Origin of the sequence: Rhodococcus yananensis (genome assembly GCF_020515525.1) — a bacterium.
Taxonomy (GTDB): Bacteria; Actinomycetota; Actinomycetes; order Mycobacteriales; family Mycobacteriaceae; genus Rhodococcus; species Rhodococcus yananensis.
In genome coordinates this window covers 1-15,504 of the sequence record NZ_JAIYEP010000089.1, presented here as the reverse complement: position 1 = coordinate 15,504, position 15,504 = coordinate 1, and the positions used below count along the sequence as shown (strand labels likewise).

Annotated in this window: 17 protein-coding genes; 12 read left to right on the top strand and 5 right to left on the bottom strand. The window is 66.9% G+C overall.

Going from position 1 to position 15,504, the window contains the following annotated elements; genetic code table 11:
* Positions 1 to 4,379: non-ribosomal peptide synthetase (locus LDQ05_RS17160; RefSeq protein WP_226438163.1), on the top strand; the 4,379-nt coding region annotated here is incomplete at its 5' end.
* Between the two features lie 209 nt (positions 4,380 to 4,588).
* Here LDQ05_RS17160 and LDQ05_RS17155 read toward each other — a convergent pair.
* The 5 genes from LDQ05_RS17155 to LDQ05_RS17135 form a co-directional block, all read right to left on the bottom strand.
* Positions 4,589 to 5,533 carry an esterase/lipase family protein gene (locus tag LDQ05_RS17155; RefSeq protein ID WP_226438162.1) on the bottom strand — a complete coding sequence of 315 codons (945 nt, stop codon included), beginning with the start codon at positions 5,531 to 5,533 and terminating at the stop codon, positions 4,589 to 4,591.
* A 163-nt stretch (positions 5,534 to 5,696) separates the two neighbouring features.
* Positions 5,697 to 6,740, bottom strand: coding sequence for an alpha/beta hydrolase (locus LDQ05_RS17150; RefSeq protein ID WP_226438161.1), 1,044 nt, complete (start codon positions 6,738 to 6,740; stop codon positions 5,697 to 5,699).
* A 144-nt stretch (positions 6,741 to 6,884) separates the two neighbouring features.
* Entirely contained in the window at positions 6,885 to 7,691 is an 807-nt protein-coding gene (locus tag LDQ05_RS17145) for an ABC transporter permease (RefSeq protein ID WP_226438160.1), read from the bottom strand.
* Positions 7,692 to 7,696: 5 nt separating this feature from the next.
* Positions 7,697 to 8,551 (bottom strand): ABC transporter permease, encoded by an 855-nt coding sequence (locus LDQ05_RS17140; protein WP_226438159.1) that lies wholly within the window; start codon positions 8,549 to 8,551, stop codon positions 7,697 to 7,699.
* Positions 8,548 to 9,576: an ATP-binding cassette domain-containing protein gene (locus LDQ05_RS17135; RefSeq protein WP_226438158.1), complete on the bottom strand. Its 1,029-nt coding sequence runs from the start codon at positions 9,574 to 9,576 to the stop codon at positions 8,548 to 8,550. The genes LDQ05_RS17140 and LDQ05_RS17135 overlap by 4 nt, the downstream gene beginning before the upstream one ends.
* 602 nt (positions 9,577 to 10,178) lie before the next feature.
* Between LDQ05_RS17135 and rpsJ the strand changes: the two genes are divergently transcribed.
* Genes rpsJ through rpsQ form a run of 11 tightly spaced genes read left to right on the top strand, consistent with a single transcriptional unit; the run spans position 10,179 to position 15,443 of the window.
* The gene (gene rpsJ / locus LDQ05_RS17130) at positions 10,179 to 10,484 is read left to right on the top strand and encodes a 30S ribosomal protein S10 (protein ID WP_003938093.1); all 306 of its coding nucleotides are present in this window, start codon (positions 10,179 to 10,181) and stop codon (positions 10,482 to 10,484) included.
* A 29-nt stretch (positions 10,485 to 10,513) separates the two neighbouring features.
* Entirely contained in the window at positions 10,514 to 11,167 is a 654-nt protein-coding gene (gene rplC, locus LDQ05_RS17125; protein ID WP_226438157.1) for a 50S ribosomal protein L3, read from the top strand.
* Positions 11,164 to 11,847 (top strand): 50S ribosomal protein L4, encoded by a 684-nt coding sequence (rplD, locus tag LDQ05_RS17120; protein WP_226438156.1) that lies wholly within the window; start codon positions 11,164 to 11,166, stop codon positions 11,845 to 11,847. The genes rplC and rplD overlap by 4 nt, the downstream gene beginning before the upstream one ends.
* Positions 11,844 to 12,149 (top strand): 50S ribosomal protein L23, encoded by a 306-nt coding sequence (gene rplW / locus LDQ05_RS17115; protein WP_169685523.1) that lies wholly within the window; start codon positions 11,844 to 11,846, stop codon positions 12,147 to 12,149. Before rplD ends, rplW begins: the two co-directional genes overlap by 4 nt.
* Before the next feature lie 38 nt (positions 12,150 to 12,187).
* A complete protein-coding gene (gene rplB, locus LDQ05_RS17110) occupies positions 12,188 to 13,021 on the top strand; it encodes a 50S ribosomal protein L2 (protein ID WP_226438155.1) in 834 nt (277 codons plus the stop codon).
* A gap of 19 nt (positions 13,022 to 13,040) precedes the next feature.
* Positions 13,041 to 13,322 (top strand): 30S ribosomal protein S19, encoded by a 282-nt coding sequence (gene rpsS, locus LDQ05_RS17105; RefSeq protein ID WP_169685527.1) that lies wholly within the window; start codon positions 13,041 to 13,043, stop codon positions 13,320 to 13,322.
* Complete coding sequence (gene rplV, locus LDQ05_RS17100) at positions 13,319 to 13,708, top strand: 50S ribosomal protein L22 (RefSeq protein WP_226438154.1); 390 nt, start codon at positions 13,319 to 13,321, stop codon at positions 13,706 to 13,708. Before rpsS ends, rplV begins: the two co-directional genes overlap by 4 nt.
* A complete protein-coding gene (rpsC, locus tag LDQ05_RS17095) occupies positions 13,708 to 14,505 on the top strand; it encodes a 30S ribosomal protein S3 (protein WP_226438153.1) in 798 nt (265 codons plus the stop codon). The genes rplV and rpsC overlap by 1 nt, the downstream gene beginning before the upstream one ends.
* A 4-nt stretch (positions 14,506 to 14,509) precedes the next feature.
* Positions 14,510 to 14,926 (top strand): 50S ribosomal protein L16, encoded by a 417-nt coding sequence (gene rplP, locus LDQ05_RS17090; protein WP_226438152.1) that lies wholly within the window; start codon positions 14,510 to 14,512, stop codon positions 14,924 to 14,926.
* Positions 14,926 to 15,162 carry a 50S ribosomal protein L29 gene (gene rpmC / locus LDQ05_RS17085; protein WP_226438151.1) on the top strand — a complete coding sequence of 79 codons (237 nt, stop codon included), beginning with the start codon at positions 14,926 to 14,928 and terminating at the stop codon, positions 15,160 to 15,162. The genes rplP and rpmC overlap by 1 nt, the downstream gene beginning before the upstream one ends.
* Positions 15,159 to 15,443, top strand: coding sequence for a 30S ribosomal protein S17 (gene rpsQ, locus LDQ05_RS17080; RefSeq protein ID WP_226438150.1), 285 nt, complete (start codon positions 15,159 to 15,161; stop codon positions 15,441 to 15,443). The genes rpmC and rpsQ overlap by 4 nt, the downstream gene beginning before the upstream one ends.
* Positions 15,444 to 15,504 lie beyond the last annotated feature (61 nt).

Below are 15,504 nucleotides of genomic sequence, written 5' to 3'. Positions count from 1 at the left end.
TGCTGGCGATTCCGGACAAGGGTGTCGGTTTCGGGTTGTTGCGGTATCTGAACGACGAGTCGCGTGAGGTGTTGGCGGGGTTCGCGGGTGGTCAGGTCAGTTTCAACTACCTGGGCCGCTTCGGCACGGCCGATCTCCCCGAGGACGTCGCCGGTCTCGGTTGGCTCCCGGCCGCGGACCTCGGCCCGATCGACGCTCCGGGCGACGCGGACATGCCCGCCCACAGTGTCGTCGACATCAATGCGATCGCGACCAACACACCCGACGGTGCGGTGTTGGACGCGACGTTCGGGTACGCGTCGGCAGTGATCAACGACGACGAGGTCGACGAGCTGACCCAGCACTGGCTCGCCGCGCTGACCGCGCTCGCCGCGCACGTTCGCACCGGTGACGCGGGTGGGCTGACACCGTCGGACGTGCCGTTGGTGTCGGTCACCCAGAACGATCTCGACACGTTCGAGGAGCGATTCGTCGACGTCGCGGATGTATGGCCGCTAGCTCCGCTGCAGTCGGGTCTGCTCTTCCACGCGATCCTGGCGTCGGATTCGATCGATCCGTACTCCGTGCAGCTGTCCCTGGCGCTGTCCGGGACGGTCGACCGGAACCGGTTGCGCAGTGCCGCACAGACACTCGTGGACCGGCACGCGAACCTGCGCACCGCCTTCGTGACGGCTGCGGACGGATCCCCCGTGCAGGTGGTCCTCGGACACGTCGATGTGCCGTGGCGTGAGGTGGATCTGTCGGGCGTCGAGGCCACCGCGCGGGACGGCGAACTCGACGAACTGTTGGCTGCCGACCGCGCAACACACTTCGACATGACCCGGCCACCGATGATCCGGTTCACCCTCGTCGATCTGGGGGAGGGACACTACCGGCTCGTCCTCGCCAACCACCACATCACGCTCGACGGTTGGTCGATGCCGTTGCTGTTGCGAGAACTGTTCACGCTGTACGCATTGCACGGTGACGACACGGCTCTCCCGCGTCCGCACAGCTATCGGACCTATCTGTCGTGGATGTCCGAGCAGGACAGGGACGTGTCGCTGCGGGAATGGACGGAGACCCTCGCGGGGGTGGACGAACCCAGCCTGCTGCTGGCTCAGGCCCAGGGCAGACCGCTCGATGCCTTCGCCGAGAAGGTCGACCGGTCGCTCGACGAGGCGACGACCGCGGCCCTGTCCGCCATCGCGACACGGCACGGAGTCACGATGAACACCGTCGTGCAACTCGCCTGGGGTGTCCTGGTGGGCCGACTGACCGATCGGGACGACGTGGTGTTCGGTGCGACCGTGTCCGGACGACCTCCGCACGTGCACGGCGTGGAACAGATGATCGGCCTGTTCATCAACACACTCCCGGTGCGGGTGTCCCTCGACGAGACCGGGACGGTCGTCGAGCACCTCGAGCGTCTCCAGGCCCAACAGGTGCGACTGCTCGACCACCACTATCTGGGTCTGGCGGACATCCAGCGGGCAGCCGGACCGGGTTCCGTGTTCGACACACTCGTCGTGTTCGAGTCCTATCCCGTCGACCAGAGCGGTCTCGCGGAGCAAGCCGACCTCCTCGGCGGAATGAGCGTGGACGGCCTCGACGCAGACGATTCCACGAACTATCCGCTGTCGTTGCTGATCACCCTCGACCGGCAACTTCATCTGCGGCTGAGGCATCGCACCGACTTCGTCGACACCACCGCGGCGACGGTCCTCGTGCGGCGTCTCGCCGGCGTGCTCGAACAGATGGCTGCCGAACCCGAAGCACCGATCGGAGCCCTCGACATACTCGATTCCGCCGAGCACGAGCAGATCGTCGAGCGGTGGAATGCGACGGAGCACGCGGTGGATCGCTCCGCGACACTCGTGTCGCTCTTCGACGAGCAGGTGCTGCGCACGCCGGATGCCGTTGCGCTGACCTTCGACGGAGCATCGCTGACGTATGCCGAATTCGCGGACCGGGTACGCCGGCTCGCACGGCATCTCATCGCAGGTGGTGTGGGGCCCGACACGCTCGTCGCGGTATCGATGCGGCGATCGGCGGACCTCGTGGTCGCGGTGTACGCGGTCCTGGCGGCAGGCGGCGCATACGTGCCGCTCGATCCCGACCAGCCGGACGAGCGCAATGCACACGTCCTGGCGACCGCGGATCCGGTCTGCGTACTGACCACTTCGCGTGACGTCGGCGTCGATCCCGGGCCGAACGTCATCGTGGTGGACCGACTCGACCTCGGAACCCACGCGTCGGGGCCCGTCACGGATCACGAACGCATCGTTCCGCTCCGAACGGGGAACACCGCGTACGTGATCTTCACATCGGGCTCGACCGGACGGCCGAAGGGTGTCGCGGTCGCGCACGGCGCCATCGTCAACCAGATGCTCTGGCGTCGTGACGAATACCCGATGGGTCCGGGAGACACGGTTCTGCAGAAGACGCCGTTCACGTTCGACGTGTCGGTGTGGGAGTTGTTCTGGCCGTTGCAGGTGGGTGCGCGGCTGGTGGTCGCGGTGCCGGACGGCCACAAGGATGCCGGCTACCTCGCTCGTGTGATCGCCGAAGAAGGTGTGACCGCAGTGCATTTCGTGCCGTCCATGCTGGAGGTGTTCCTCGACGCCGCGCACAGCGGTGCCGGATCGGGGCTGCGGCACCTCTTCGTCGGTGGCGAAGCGGTCACCCCGGAGACCGCGCGCCGCGCGGTCTCGGCATTCCCGGCCGCGGCGGTGCACAACCTGTACGGCCCGGCCGAGACCGCGGTCGACGTGACCTTCCATCGGGTGACAGCGGCCGACGGTCGTTCGGTGCCGATGGGACGGCCGCTGTGGAACACGCGGGCGTACGTGCTCGACTCCCGGATGCGGCCGGTACCGTGTGGAATCGCCGGCGAACTGTATCTCGCGGGTGACCAGCTCGCGCGCGGGTACTCGGCCCGCCCGGAACTCACGGCGGAACGGTTCGTCGCGGATCCCTTCGGTGCTCCGGGCGACCGCCTGTACCGGACCGGCGACCTCGTCCGCTGGGACGACGACGGTGAGCTCGAGTACCTGGGCCGCACCGACTTCCAGGTCAAACTGCGAGGTCAGCGGATCGAACTCGGTGAGATCGAAGCGGTCCTGCGCGATCGGCCGGACATCGAGCGTGCGGTCGTGGTGGTTCGGCACGATCAGTTGGTCGCGTTCGTCGAGACGAACGGCGCTTCCTTCGACGAGGTGTCGATGCGCACCGAACTGGCACTTCATCTACCCGGCTACATGGTGCCCGCTCGGATCCTGAGTCTCGACACGTGGCCGTTGACGAGTTCGGGCAAGCTGGACCGCACGGCGCTGCCCGACGTCGAGCATGTCGCCCGCGAGTTCGTGGCACCGGTGGGCGAACTCGAACGACTGGTGGCGCGGGCCTTCGAGGATGTGCTCGACGTCGAGCATGTCGGACGCGACGACGACTTCTTCGAGCTCGGCGGAAACTCGTTGTCCGTCATGAAACTGATGGCGGTTCTGGGACGGGAGCTCGGCGTCGACGTGCCCGTTCGTGTCGCGTTCACGGGATCGACGGTCTCCGCGCTGGCCGAACGGGTCGGCCTCGGACGACGCGCAGGGTTCGACGCGGATATCGACGAGGCGGTTCAGGTGGTTCTCCCGCTCCGACGTGGTACGGGTGCGCCCCTGTTCTGCGTGCACCCGATGATCGGCCTCGCCTGGGCGTACTCGGCGCTCGCTCCCTACATCGACCGTGACACACCGGTGTACGGGATCCAGACTCCCGTGCTCACCGATGACGGTCCGATCCCGTCCTCGCTCGAGGAATACATCGACCGGTACGCACGTGAGATCATCGCTACTCGGCCCGAAGGACCGTTCCGGATCCTCGGCTGGTCGCTCGGCGGTCTCCTCGCGCACGGCGTCGCGGTGCGGCTGCAGCAACTGGGGCACCGCGTCGACGACCTGATCATGCTCGACTGCCTACCGGAACCTCCCGACGGCGAGGGATCCGGATTCGCCGGTCATCTGCAGAGCGAACTCGCTGCCATGGGAATCCCCATGGGAGACGATGTGTCGATGTCCGATCTGCCCGACGACGCGCTCCGCGCGGTACTCGTCGCGATCGACGGGGCGAAGGTCGGGCTCACGGTCGACCGGTTGCGCCGTGTGTTCCGGGCGTTGGCTGCCGGGCAGGGCCTTGCAGCCCGGTACCGGCCCGGACAGTTCGACGGTGACGTGGTGTTCGTGCGGTCGACGGACCCGAAGACCGCCTCCGCCGAGTCGATCTGGGCGCCGTACGTCCGCGGGACCATCTCCGGCCACGCGGTCGACGTGGCCCACGAGGAGATGATGAGTCCCGAGGGGGTCTCCCTCGTCGGCCCGATCGTTGCGAAGGCGTTGCGGGACGTCTGACGAGAGGTCCCGGCGCGCGGAGCCGCGCCGGGACCGTCCGTCCACAGTGGACTTGCGCGAGGCACTGTCCGTACGGGGGTCCGCCGTGCTTCCGGCGGCAGCGCTCGACCTGACCGACGGTTGTATCCCGCCGCTCCCGATCTCCTCAGCTCAGCAGCGCCGCGCGCAGGCGTGTCCCGCGCGCGGCGCGTGCCTCCGGCGGTGCGGTGCTAGGCGGTGCAGGGCGCTTCGTCGCGCGGGAAATCATCCGGGTACAGCGCGGATTCGACGAGGTACAGGGCGCGATCGTCGCTGAGCAGAGAGTTGTGATCGGCGGTGTTCGACGGGCATCCGTCCTGCAACCACACGTTGTCGACGGTCGCGCCCGGACCGGCCTGAAGGAAGCTGGATTCGGGTGGGGTGATGACACCGTCGGTGCGTGATGCAATCGATGTGTATGCCACGCCGGGCTGGGTCTGCGCGCCGGCGTTGAGCTCTCGGAGGAACCCCGACCCGTGGAGCTGCTGCACGGCCGCAGGACCGAGCTGACCGCGCACGATGAGCTTTTCGGGGATGTCGAGCAGCTTCCCCAGTTCGTGTGCCTGCTGCTGCAGCTCACCGAACGTCGTGCCGTGATTGCTCGCCCCGAGCATCACCAGCGAATGGACCTTGTTGTCCGCGGGATCCACCGGGTCGGTGCCGCCCTCGAATCGCATGTACTGGCGCGCCACCACGCCGCCCTGCGAATGCCCGACGATGTCGACCTGCGAGGCACCGGTCCGTGCGAGGACGGTGTCGACGAACGCGGCGAGTTGCTGCGCCGAACCCTTGATGTCGGTCAGGCCCCACTGCACGATGTGCGGATTGAGGAGCTCGGGTGCGCCGCCGTAGTTCAACGCGAATACGCACGCGCCTGCTTCGGCGAGCTGCGGTGACAGGGTGTGCCAGGTGTTGGTCATGTTCATTCCCGTGCCGTGCAGCAGTACCACGGGGCGCGGGTGCTGCTCGTCCGGTGTGCACGCCCAGTCGTTCGCCCCTTCGGGCGACTCGTCGAGGTACGCGTACTCGGGTGGTACGGAGTCGTCGGCCGAGGCGTGTGGCACTGCGATCGTGAGCGCAGCGCAGGTGAGTGCAGTAGTCGCGAATGCACCGGCAATCCGTCCGAGCACAGTCATGTATTACTCCCTTGGTTCCCCATCCACGGGCGTCACGTCTGTCGAGACCTGACCATGATAGAAGACCGGAACTGCGCAAATCGGAAACGTGCGCAGAACAATGGCCGGCGCAGGGGATTTGCGCCGGCCATTGTGGCTCATCTCACGTATCTGTTTGTGTCCGTCAGAGTTCCAGTGCCTCGGCGAGGAACGGCCACGACCGGTGGATGTCGTCCTGCCAGTAGCCCCACGAGTGCGTGCCGCGGTCGCGGAAGTCGACCTCCGCGGGAATACCGAGTTCGGCCAGGCGGCGGGCCATGTTCGCCGTGCAGTAGTTCGTGGCCGCTTCGATCGGGCCTCCGATGATGAGCTGATCCGGAAGGCTGGCGCGGCCGTCCTGCATACGCGGATTGTCCAGCGAATCGTTCGGGTAGCTCGGCAGCCCGTTGCCGGAGCTCATGTAGATCTTGGTTCCGCGCAGTTTCTCCGCGTTCACGTAGGGGTCGTTCTCGACCCAGCCGGGTCCGTCGAGCGGACCCCACATGTTCTCGACGCTGTCGGCGCCACCCCACGTCTCGACCGTGGTGCGGATGAACTGCTGTCCGATCGGATCACTCGACTGTGCGCAACCGCTGTACGCCGCGACTGCGGTGTAGAAACCGGGCTTGGCGATGGCGAGGTTGAAGACCGACGTCGCCGACATCGAGATCGCCGCAAGCGCCCGCTTGTCGTTGGTGCCGAGTTCTTCCTCGATCAGCGGCGGCAACTCCTCGTTGAGGAAGGTCTGCCACTTGTTGCGGCCGAGAACCGGATCGTCCTGCTGCCAGTCGGTGTAGTACGACCACGCGCCGCCCACCGGGGTCACGACGTTGACGTTCTTGTCCGAGAAGAAGTCGAGGATGTCGGTCTGCCGTTGCCACGTCGCGGAGTCCTCACCGCCCCCCGCGCCGTTCAACAGGTACAGCACCGGTCGGGGTTCGCTGGTGTCGGCGGGGAGGATGACCTGAACGGGGAACACCTCGTCCATCGATGCCGAGTAGACGTTCAGTACCACCTGGCGGTCGTTGACCTTCTCCACCGATTCGACGTACGACGCGGTCGATGTGATCGACGTATCGTCCGTGGCCGGATCTGCGAGAGCGGGACCCGCGGGAATCAGGACGCAGGCCAGTGCCAGGGCGGATGCCTGGGCGGCTCGCCTCCACGTGGCTGTGCTGTGTCGGGTCAAGTCGACTACCCCTTCGATTGGCTTGTGGCGACAGTGCACTGGTGGTGTCGAGGACACTACCGTCTCGTTCGTCAGTCGGGACCGGCCGGTCCGTCGTTACAGGCTCCGGATCGTCCGATCGGGCCGCCCGGGGTGCGCGGCCGCTCATCCCGTCTCGGCGGCGCGCCGATAACCGTGCACGACGGGGACCATCAACACCGCGACGATCCCGACGGTCCATGCCGCGGTCTGGAGGAAGGGGACGAGCACCGGCCCGCCGTACGACAGACCGCGCATCGCATCCACGGCGAGGGACATCGGTTGACCCGCGACGAACGGTTGCAGCCATCCTGGATAGGCCGCGACGGGTACGAACCCGGAGTTGAAGAACATCAGCAACGTGCACAGTGCCGACACGACCTCCACGAGGGGGAGTTTCGTCGACAACGTGGCCAGGAACGTGACGATCGTCGCGAACCCGACGGTGAACACCACCGGGACCGCGAAGAACAGCACCGCCGCCACCGGGCCCTGCGTGAAGCGGAAGCCGAGCGCGAACCCGGCAACGAGGATGACGACCGTGGTTGCGATCACACGCACGATCTCCGCGGTCAACCGACCGACGAGGCCGGAGAAGCGGTGGACGGGCAGAGTGTGGAATCGGCCCAGCAGACCCGACTCGCGTTCTGCGCGGAGCCCGACGGCGCTGACCACCGATCCGAACATCGCGCCGACCAGGACGATCAACGGCACCGTCCCGAAGATCGACGGAGAACCCGTTGCCGCCGTGATGCTGTCGCCGAGCACGATGCGCAGCATCACCAGGGTGAACGCGGGGTAGACGAGCGCCTGGATCATTGCGGCCGGATCCCGCGTCCAGCGCCGCAGCAACCTGCCGCACTGCAGTCCGCTGTGGTGCCGGAGCGCTGCGAACGACCGTTCGTCGAGGAAATCGGCGGCAGTGTCCGTCACGGTGATCACCCCCGCCTCGAGTTGGCCCACACGGCGATCGCGGCGCACCCGACAGCGAGACCCGCGAGCCACAGAACGCTCGGCAGGAGGACGGGCCAGGTGACCCCGCCTTCCGCCATGTCGCGCATCGCGATCGAGAACTGGGAGATCGGTTGGTTACGGACGAACGGTTGGATCCATTCCGGGAACCCCTCCACCGGAACGAACCCGCACGACAGCATCCCGAGGATCAACTGGGGGAGGGTCAGGGCCTGCGCCGTGGCCTCGGGACTGCCCGACAACGTGCCGAGCGCGTCGGCCCCGAGGCACAGGACCAGCGCGATCGCGAGCGCCATCGCGCAGAACAGGACTGCCTGCCCGAGGCCCGCGGAGAAACGGAAGCCGATCGCGTAGCCGAATCCCAGCGCGGCGATCAGCGAGACCACCGCGCGCACGAATCTGCCCGACATGCGCGCGGCCAGCGGCACGGCCGACAGCACGGGCATCGTCTGCAGGCGTGCGGTGAACCCGGAGGACGATTCCTGCGCAGCGATCTGTGCGGCCGTGATCGCGGCGAAGGCCATCGATTGCAGGACGATGATCGGCATCAGGAACTGGGCGTAGTCGAGACCACGCATCTGCATGACGAACTTCAACGGCAGGTAGAAGCTCAGTCCGAACACGACGGGAGCGATCACGGCGAGCAGCAACTCGCCGTTGCGCATCATCGAACGGATCGCCCGTCCCGCGAGTGCCGTCCACTGCCCGGGACCCGACGGCCGGACCCGCCGGTGGCTTCCGGTCACTCGGTCGGACGGAGGGAGGGGCGGTGTGTCGGGGGAGGATTCGGGGGGTGATGTTGACCCGACACGGGTGGTCATTCGCCACCTCGCACGTCCGCGAGACCCGGAGATCGGGACTCCGCCGGGTCGGGTTCGTCCGTTGTCGCCGAATGCCCGGTCAGATGCAGGAACACGTCGTCGAGCGACGGCCGACGCAGCCCGATGTCGGCGAGTTCGATCTCGAGGGGTTCGAGGCGTCGCATCGCCTCGCTCAGGGTGAGCACACCGTCGGGTGCGGGAATCGACACGCGATCGCAGCCCTCCCCGGTGCCGATCTCGGCGCGGACATCCGGGGGGACCAGGACGCCCAGCGCGTCGACGATCGCGCGAACGTCCCGTGGATCGACGGGCATGATCTCGCAGTATCCGGCGCCTGTCGACGCCTTCAGTTCGTTCGCGGTTCCCCGTGCGATCACGGTGCCGCGGTCGACGACGATGATCGTGTCGCTCAGTCGGTCCGCCTCCTCGAGGTACTGGGTGGTCAGCAGAACGGTGATGCCTTGCGCCTTCAGGCGCGACACGAGTGACCACACAGCCTGTCGTGATCGCGGATCGAGACCGGTCGTCGGTTCGTCGAGGAACACGACCTCGGGGCGCACCACGAGACCGCACGCGATGTCGATACGCCGGCGCATGCCGCCGGAGTAGCCCTTGACCGGGCGGCGGGCGGCATCGACGAGATCGAACTCGGTGAGCAGTTCGTCGGCACGTCGATGCGCGGCGGTGCGGCCGAGCCCCATCAGTCGCCCGAACAACACCAGGTTCTCGTGCCCGGTGAGGCTGTCGTCGAGCGCGGCGAACTGTCCGGTCATCATGATCGACCGCCTGACCTGCGCGGGATGCCGCACGACGTCGCATCCGGCGACGATGGCGCGCCCGCGCGTCGGTTTCAGGAGTGTGGAGAGGATCTTGACCGTCGTGGTCTTGCCGGCGCCGTTGGGCCCGAGGATTCCCAGCACGCTTCCGGATTCGGCGGAGAAACTGATGCCGGTCAGGGCGCGGACGTCGCCGAACGACTTGTGGACGTCTTCCACGAGGACAGCCTGGTCGTGGTTGTCGTGCATCCGCACCCCGCCGTCGCATCCGGTCCCGGTGGAGGGCCGGGACACCACCATGGCCTCTCCGGCGGACCCACCCGCCGTTGCGCGCGATGCTACCGCCCGGCGGCGTCGCTGACCGGCAGTCGGCGAGTTCCGCTCGGCGGACCGCGTGCCGATGTGACCTGGATTCCACCGGGGGGCGTGAGTTGAACTCCTGGTTCCGGTGCTGCATACTGGTCGGGTTGCCTTGACCGGGTCATGGTGTTTCGCGGCTCGGAGCGAGGGAAGAAGTGACAGTCGCGGATCGAGCCTGACGGCCTGGTCGCGGCCACAAGCAAGACGGAAGCAGTATCGACGTGCACCCGTACGGGTGCATCCGGTTCCGTTCTGTGCGGTGTCGAAGTGTGGACATTTCGGCGCCGCGGGACGAGCAAGAGGGCGACACGCCCGACCGCGTGGACCGGGGAACAATGACAGATGAACAGCGGCAGCGGATCGGGTACACCCCGGCTCGCGATGTGTATTGAGTGCTGTTCTCGGTCGCCGTTCCGTTCGGAACTGTGCAGACGAGGTGGTTCCCGGCTCGTTCGGGTGCTACGAAACGCGGCAAGAAAAGGACACTAAGCGTGGCGGGACAGAAGATCCGCATCAGGCTCAAGGCCTATGACCATGAGGCGATCGACGCATCTGCGCGCAAGATCGTCGAGACCGTGACCCGCACGGGCGCTCGCGTGGTCGGCCCGGTGCCGTTGCCCACCGAGAAGAACGTGTACTGCGTCATCCGCTCGCCGCACAAGTACAAGGACTCGCGCGAGCACTTCGAGATGCGTACTCACAAGCGGCTGATCGACATTCTCGACCCGACGCCGAAGACGGTCGACGCGCTCATGCGTATCGACCTCCCGGCGAGCGTCGACGTCAACATTCAGTGAGCTCGTAGAAGACGCAGCGGAGATAACACATGACTAACCAGATCAAGGGAATCCTGGGCACCAAGCTCGGCATGACCCAGGTCTTCGACGAGAACAACCGGGTCGTTCCGGTCACCGTCGTCAAGGCCGGACCTAACGTGGTCACCCAGATCCGCACCGAGGAGCGCGACGGCTACAGCGCCGTCCAGCTCGCCTTCGGTGCCATCGCCCCCCGCAAGGTCACCAAGCCTGTCCGCGGCCAGTTCGACAAGGCCGGCGTCACGCCGCGCCGCCACGTCGTCGAGCTCCGCGTCGAGGACACCTCCGAGTACGAGGTGGGCCAGGAACTGACTGCCGAGGTGTTCGAGGACGGCGCGTTCGTCGACGTCACCGGCACTTCCAAGGGCAAGGGCTTCGCCGGCACCATGAAGCGTCACGGCTTCGCCGGTCAGGGCGCCTCGCACGGTGCTCAGGCCGTGCACCGTCGTCCCGGCTCGATCGGTGGCTGCGCCACCCCCGGCCGTGTCTTCAAGGGCACGCGCATGTCGGGCCGCATGGGTAGCGACCGCGTCACGACGCAGAACCTCTCCGTCCACAAGGTGGACGCCGAGAACGGTCTGCTGCTTATCAAGGGCGCGATCCCCGGCCGCAAGGGCGGCCTCGTGATCGTCAAGACCGCAGTGAAGGGTGGTGCACGGGCATGACCAGCACCGAGACCGCAACCAAGCTGACGCTCGACGTCAAGGCCCCCGGTGGCCAGACGTCCGGAACCGTCGATCTCCCCGCCGAGATCTTCGACGCTCCGGCGAGCATCGCGCTGCTGCACCAGGTCGTCGTCGCGCAGCTCGCCGCGGCACGCCAGGGCACGCACGCCACCAAGACCCGCGGCGAGGTCCGCGGCGGTGGCAAGAAGCCGTACCGTCAGAAGGGCACCGGCCGGGCACGTCAGGGCTCGACCCGCGCGCCGCAGTTCGCCGGCGGTGGCACCGTCCACGGCCCGCAGCCGCGTGACTACAGCCAGCGCACCCCGAAGAAGATGAAGGCCGCCGCACTCCGCGGTGCCCTCTCCGACCGGGCGCGCAACGAGCGCATCCACGTGGTCACCGAACTCGTCGCGGGTCAGGTTCCGTCGACGAAGTCGGCGCGCACCTTCCTCGGTGAACTCACCGACCGCAAGAAGGTGCTTCTGGTCGTCGGCCGCGAGGACGTCACGACCTGGAAGAGCGTTCAGAACCTGCAGAACGTGCACCCGATCGCTCCCGATCAGCTGAACACCTACGACGTGCTGTACAGCGACGACGTCGTGTTCAGTGTCGCGGCGCTCGACGCGTTCATCCACGGGCCGGCCGAGTCGGCTCAGGAAGTGAAGGAGGAGAGCAAGTGAGCACGATCGCCGATCCGCGCGACATCCTGCTGGCTCCCGTCGTCTCCGAGAAGTCCTACGGGCTGATGGAGGAGGGCACCTACACCTTCCTGGTCCACCCGGACTCGAACAAGACGCAGATCAAGATTGCCGTCGAGAAGGTCTTCGGCGTCAAGGTGAGCAGCGTCAACACCGCCAACCGTCAGGGCAAGCGCAAGCGGACGCGGTTCGGTTACGGCAAGCGCAAGGACACCAAGCGCGCGCTCGTGACCCTCACTGCCGACAGCAAGCCCATCGAGATCTTCGGAGGACCGGTCGCCTAGGCGCCGGAACTCGCGAGAGATAGAGGACGAGAAGACTCATGGCAATCCGTAAGTACAAGCCGACAACGCCGGGCCGCCGTGGCGCCAGCGTGTCGGACTTCGCCGAGATCACTCGGTCGACGCCCGAGAAGTCGCTGATTCGCCCGCTGCACGGTCGCGGTGGTCGCAACGCGCACGGCCGCATCACCACCCGACACAAGGGTGGCGGACACAAGCGTGCCTACCGCCTGATCGATTTCCGTCGCAACGACAAGGACGGCATCCCGGCCAAGGTCGCTCACATCGAGTACGACCCCAACCGCACCGCCCGCATCGCGCTGCTCCACTACGTGGACGGCGAGAAGCGCTACATCATCGCCCCCAAGGGCCTGGTGCAGGGTGCGCCGGTCGAGTCCGGCCCCAACGCCGACATCAAGCCCGGCAACAACCTGCCGCTGCGCAACATCCCGACCGGTACCACCATCCACGCGGTGGAGCTGCGTCCCGGTGGCGGTGCGAAGATGGCCCGTTCCGCCGGTGCGAGCATCCAGCTCCTCGGCAAGGAAGGCACCTACGCCACGCTGCGTATGCCCTCGGGTGAGATCCGTCGCGTCGACGTGCGCTGCCGCGCCACCGTCGGCGAGGTCGGCAACGCCGAGCAGTCGAACATCAACTGGGGCAAGGCCGGCCGCATGCGCTGGAAGGGCAGGCGTCCTACGGTCCGCGGTGTCGTGATGAACCCGGTCGACCACCCGCACGGCGGTGGTGAGGGCAAGACCTCCGGTGGTCGCCACCCGGTCAGCCCGTGGGGCAAGCCCGAGGGCCGCACCCGCAAGAACAAGGCGTCCGACAAGCTCATCGTTCGTCGTCGCCGTACCGGCAAGAAGCGCTAGTCAAGGAGGGAGTTAGAGAATGCCACGCAGCCTCAAGAAGGGCCCGTTCGTCGACGACCACCTCCTGGCGAAGGTCGACGCTCAGAACGAGAAGGGCACCAAGCAGGTCATCAAGACCTGGTCGCGCCGTTCCACGATCCTGCCCGATTTCATCGGCCACACGTTCGCCGTCCACGACGGCCGCAAGCACGTGCCGGTGTTCGTCTCGGATTCGATGGTCGGCCACAAGCTCGGTGAATTCGCACCGACCCGTACGTTCAAGGGTCACATCAAGGACGACCGGAAGAGCAAGCGTCGATGAGCACTGACATTCAGAACAACAGCGCTCGGGCTGTCGCGCGCCACGTGCGCGTCACCCCGATGAAGGCGCGCCGTGTCGTGGACATCGTGCGCGGCAAGTCCGTCGAGGATGCTCTCGCCATCCTCAAGTTCGCGCCGCAGGCTGCTGCGGAGCCGGTCGCCAAGGTGATCGCGTCCGCCGCCGCCAACGCGCAGAACAACCTGAACCTCGATCCCAGCACGCTCGTCATCACGACCGCGTACGTGGACGAGGGCGCGACCCTCAAGCGGTTCCAGCCGCGCGCGCAGGGTCGTGCGTTCCGTATCCGCAAGCGGTCGAGCCACATCACCGTGATCGTGGAGAGCGTCGGGAACTCGACTCGCAACCGCCGGAAGGGAGCTCAGTAGTGGGCCAGAAGATCAACCCGCACGGCTTCCGTCTGGGCGTCACCACCGACTGGAAGTCGCGTTGGTACGCGGACAAGCAGTACGCGGACTATGTGAAGGAAGACGTCGCGATCCGCAAGTTCCTGGCCTCGGGCCTGGAGCGTGCCGGCATCTCGAAGGTCGAGATCGAGCGCACCCGCGATCGTGTGCGTGTGGACATCCACACCGCGCGTCCGGGCATCGTCATCGGCCGTCGTGGCGCCGAGGCGGACCGTATCCGTGCCGAGCTCGAGAAGCTCACCGGTAAGCAGGTCCAGCTGAACATCCTCGAGGTCAAGAACCCCGAGGCGGACGCCCAGCTCGTCGCGCAGGGCGTCGCGGAGCAGCTCAGCAACCGTGTCGCGTTCCGTCGTGCGATGCGCAAGGCCATCCAGTCGGCCATGCGTCAGCCGAACGTCAAGGGCATCCGCGTGCAGTGCTCGGGCCGCCTCGGTGGCGCCGAGATGTCGCGCTCGGAGTTCTACCGCGAAGGCCGTGTGCCGCTGCACACCCTGCGCGCCGACATCGACTACGGCCTGTACGAGGCGAAGACCACCTTCGGCCGCATCGGCGTGAAGGTCTGGATCTACAAGGGCGACATCGTGGGTGGCCGTCGTGAGCTCGCTGCCGCTGCGGCTGCTCCGTCGGAGCGTCCGCGTCGTGAGCGTCCGAGCCGCCCGCGTCGCTCCGGCGCGTCGGGCACCACCGCGACGAGCACCGACGCGGGTCGCGCGGCCTCCGCCGACGCCCCCGCCTCGACAGAGAACAAGGAGGGCTGACGCAATGTTGATCCCCCGGCGGGTCAAGCACCGCAAGCAGCACCATCCGAGCCGCTCGGGTAACGCCAAGGGCGGCACCCAGGTGGCGTTCGGTGAGTACGGCATCCAGGCTCTCGAGCCCGCCTACATCACCAACCGGCAGATCGAGTCCGCTCGTATCGCCATGACCCGGCACATCAAGCGTGGCGGCAAGATCTGGATCAACATCTTCCCGGATCGCCCGCTCACCAAGAAGCCGGCCGAGACCCGCATGGGTTCCGGTAAGGGCTCGCCCGAGTGGTGGGTCGCGAACGTCAAGCCCGGGCGCGTGATGTTCGAGATGAGCTACCCGAACGAGGAGATCGCCCGCGAGGCCCTGCGTCGCGCGATGCACAAGCTCCCGTGCAAGTGCCGGATCGTGACGAGGGAGGAGCAGTTCTGATGGCTACCGGTACCCCCGCCGCAGAACTCCGCGAGCTGACCGAGGAGGAACTGACCTCGAAGCTGCGCGAGTCGAAGGAAGAGCTGTTCAACCTCCGTTTCCAGATGGCCACCGGTCAGCTGGACAACAACCGTCGGCTGCGCACCGTGCGCAACGAGATCGCTCGCATCTACACGGTGCTGCGCGAGCGCGAGCTCGGACTGGCCTCCGGACCGGATGCGGGTGACGCGGCATGAGTGAGGAAAAGGCAGTGAGCAACAACGAAGAGCGCGGCAGCCGCAAGGTCCGCATCGGCTACGTCGTCTCCGACAAGATGGAGAAGACCATCGTCGTCGAGCTCGAGGACCGCGTGAAGCACCCGCTGTACGGCAAGATCATCCGCCGTACCACCAAGGTGAAGGCGCACGACGAGAACGGCCTGGCCGGCATCGGCGACCGCGTGCAGCTGATGGAGACCCGTCCGCTGTCCGCGTCGAAGCGCTGGCGTCTGGTCGAGGTGCTCGAGAAGGCCAAGTAGGCCTCACGGTCACCGACCGGCAGTTCTGTCCGAGCGGCCCGTCCCCGCGTGTGCGGGGACG

What these genes read in the sequence shown, in the direction of transcription:
- LDQ05_RS17155 (WP_226438162.1), bottom strand. Translation starts at nt 5,533, where the DNA reads ATGACTGTGCTCGGACGGATTGCCGGTGCATTCGCGACTACTGCACTC.
- LDQ05_RS17140 (WP_226438159.1), bottom strand. Translation starts at nt 8,551, where the DNA reads ATGACCACCCGTGTCGGGTCAACATCACCCCCCGAATCCTCCCCCGAC.
- LDQ05_RS17135 (WP_226438158.1), bottom strand. Translation starts at nt 9,576, where the DNA reads ATGCACGACAACCACGACCAGGCTGTCCTCGTGGAAGACGTCCACAAG.
- rplC (WP_226438157.1), top strand. Translation starts at nt 10,514, where the DNA reads ATGACTAACCAGATCAAGGGAATCCTGGGCACCAAGCTCGGCATGACC.
- rplD (WP_226438156.1), top strand. Translation starts at nt 11,164, where the DNA reads ATGACCAGCACCGAGACCGCAACCAAGCTGACGCTCGACGTCAAGGCC.
- rplB (WP_226438155.1), top strand. Translation starts at nt 12,188, where the DNA reads ATGGCAATCCGTAAGTACAAGCCGACAACGCCGGGCCGCCGTGGCGCC.
- rpsS (WP_169685527.1), top strand. Translation starts at nt 13,041, where the DNA reads ATGCCACGCAGCCTCAAGAAGGGCCCGTTCGTCGACGACCACCTCCTG.
- rplV (WP_226438154.1), top strand. Translation starts at nt 13,319, where the DNA reads ATGAGCACTGACATTCAGAACAACAGCGCTCGGGCTGTCGCGCGCCAC.
- rplP (WP_226438152.1), top strand. Translation starts at nt 14,510, where the DNA reads ATGTTGATCCCCCGGCGGGTCAAGCACCGCAAGCAGCACCATCCGAGC.
- rpmC (WP_226438151.1), top strand. Translation starts at nt 14,926, where the DNA reads ATGGCTACCGGTACCCCCGCCGCAGAACTCCGCGAGCTGACCGAGGAG.
- rpsQ (WP_226438150.1), top strand. Translation starts at nt 15,159, where the DNA reads ATGAGTGAGGAAAAGGCAGTGAGCAACAACGAAGAGCGCGGCAGCCGC.